The sequence below is a fragment of the Bradyrhizobium sp. STM 3809 genome (assembly GCF_000239795.1).
In the GTDB taxonomy this organism is placed as follows: domain Bacteria; phylum Pseudomonadota; class Alphaproteobacteria; order Rhizobiales; family Xanthobacteraceae; genus Bradyrhizobium.
Map to the genome: position 1 here is coordinate 1 of NZ_CAFJ01000411.1, position 2,440 is coordinate 2,440.

Genomic DNA, 2,440 nt, shown 5'->3' on the forward strand with positions numbered 1-2,440 from the left:
TGCCGACAAATATCCGAGCGCGCTGTCCGGCGGCATGCAGCAGCGGCTTGCGATCGCGCAGGCGCTGGCCAAGCAGCCGCGCGTGCTGCTGCTCGACGAGCCGTTCGGCGCGCTCGATCCCGGCACCCGCGCGCAGATGCATGCGCTGATCAAGCCGCTGTGGCGCGAGCACAAGATGACCATCGTGATGGTCACCCACGACATCAAGGAGGCGTTCGGCCTCGCCACGCGTCTCATCGCGCTCGACCGTCCGCGCAAGGATCCGCAGGCGCCGGAGCGCTTCGGCGCGCGCATCACCTACGACCTCGATCTCACCCGCGACAGTCCTGTGCCCGTGCTCGGCTTCATCCGTGCCAGCGTGCAGGCGGCGCAATAACACCCAGAAGAAACGAAGGAGAACTCCATGTCATTCCCCGCCATGCGGCGCAGCCGCCGTGCCGGCCTGCAGCCGCAGCGCTCGCGCCTGCGCCGCCACCATCCGGACTTCGACAAGATGGCCACGCAGGGCTGGCAGGCGCTGGAGGCCGAGGGCAAGCTGCCGACCAATGGCTGGCGCAAGGAGCGGCAATGGGCGCTCGACATGGGCCTGCCCGGCTCGGACAGCCTGACCGATCGCGACATCCCGACCTTCGCGCGCGGCGAGCTGCCGCATTTCGCGGGCATCAACACTTTCATGAAGGCGCCCTATGTCGAGAACGTCCGCGACGTCGGCAAGTACGACGCCGCCGTGATCGGCATCCCGTTCGATTCCGGCACCACCTATCGCCCCGGCACCCGCTTCGGGCCGCAGGGCATCCGCCGCATCTCCGCGCTCTATACGCCCTATAATTACGAGCTCGGCGTCGACCTGCGCGAGCAGATGACCTTGTGCGATGCCGGCGACGTCTTCACCATCCCGGCGAACCTGGAAAAGAGCTTCGACCAGATCAGCCGCGGCGTCGCCCATGTGTTCTCGTCCGGCGCGCTGCCGATCATGCTCGGGGGCGACCACTCAATCGGCTTTCCCTGCGTGCGCGGCATTGCGCAGTGCACCGACAAGAAGATCGGCATCATCCATTTCGACCGCCACATCGACATCCAGGAGAAGGATCTCGACGAGCGCATGCACACCACGCCCTGGTACTGGGCGACCAATCTGCCGAACGTCTCGCCGACCAACCTGGTGCAGCTCGGCATCGGCGGCTGGCAGGTGCCGCGCGAGGGCGTCGAGGTCGCGCGCAAGCGCAACACCAACGTGCTGACCATCGCCGACATCGAGAAGATCGGCCTGGAGAAGACCGCCGAGATCGCGCTCGAGCTGGCCTGGAAGGATGCCGACGCCGTCTACATCTCGTTCGACGTCGACTCCATCGATTGCGGCTTCGTGCCCGGCACCGGCTGGCCGGAGCCCGGCGGCTTTCTTCCGCGCGAGGCGCTCAAGCTGCTCGGCCTCGTCGCCGCCGAGGGCCTGTGCGGGCTCGAAGTGGTCGAGGTCTCGCCGCCCTACGATACGTCCGACATCACCGCGCTGATCGGCGTGCGCGTCGTCGTCGAGGCGCTGGGATCGATGGTCGCCCACGGCAAGCTCGGCAGCCACAAGCACATCATCAACAAGCCGGTTAGCTTCTGAGGTCCGCGATGCGCCATCATCACCACCATCACGGCCATCATCATGATCATGGTCATTCCCACGATCATGATCATCACCATGATCACGACCATCCGCCGCATGGCCCCGGCCACAACCATCCGCACGGCCACCGCTCTCCGGTGCAGTGGCAGACCCCGCACCAGCCCGACGGGGCCAAGCCCGCGCCGGTGGTCGAGCCCGATCTCGACAAGGTCGAGGCCGCCTTCGTCGACGGCTTCATCGCCGCCCCTGATCCGACCAGCTTCCTGCGGCTCGCGCGCATCCCGTTCGAGATCCTGCGCGATGGCGAGAGCCTGAAGCTGCTGCGCGTCGAGATCGACGCGCTGACCGATGTCGGCAGCCTCACGCCGCATCTCGGCGGCAGCAGCTTCCGCTACGATCCCTTGCCGTCCAACTTCATCTCCCGCCGCCGCCGCCTGCGTTTCATCTATTTCGACGGCGCGGGACTGACGCCGCTGAGCTATGCGGAGCTGCGGGGGATCGAGGGGCGGGGCTGATCACCGCCGCGATGTCCATGCGGCCGGTCCATGCTTGCGCGGGGCCGGCCGTTGTCGTTTGATCGTCTCTCAATCTTGGGCTGCGTCGGCGACCGAGCCGGCGCCAGGCAGGGGAGAGGACAATGACAAGTGGGCAGGAACAAGAAGCCGGAGCGGACTTCGTCGCGCGGACGCTGAATGATGCGCTGCGCTGGAGCGGCCGGGGACAGAAGCTGTGGAGCTTCGCCAATCACGGGTCGACGGTCTGCGTCGTGGTGTTCAGCGCCACGGCCGCCGTGCTGTCGCAGACCAGTAGCAGTAGCACCATCTTCAG

At 66.8% G+C, this 2,440-nt stretch carries 3 protein-coding genes and 1 pseudogene; all 4 read left to right on the forward strand.

What is annotated here, in order from left to right; translation table 11 throughout:
- A partial coding sequence (locus BRAS3809_RS20060) for an ATP-binding cassette domain-containing protein (protein WP_035657107.1) occupies window positions 1-376 on the forward strand: 376 nt, incomplete at its 5' end.
- A gap of 27 nt (window positions 377-403) precedes the next feature.
- The gene (locus BRAS3809_RS20065; RefSeq protein WP_008963882.1) at window positions 404-1,609 is read left to right on the forward strand and encodes an agmatinase family protein; all 1,206 of its coding nucleotides are present in this window, start codon (window positions 404-406) and stop codon (window positions 1,607-1,609) included.
- Between the two features lie 140 nt (window positions 1,610-1,749).
- Window positions 1,750-2,127: a hypothetical protein gene (locus tag BRAS3809_RS20070; RefSeq protein ID WP_008963883.1), complete on the forward strand. Its 378-nt coding sequence runs from the start codon at window positions 1,750-1,752 to the stop codon at window positions 2,125-2,127.
- Window positions 2,128-2,249: 122 nt separating this feature from the next.
- Window positions 2,250-2,440: pseudogene (locus BRAS3809_RS35010) on the forward strand (DUF4231 domain-containing protein); the annotation flags it as partial.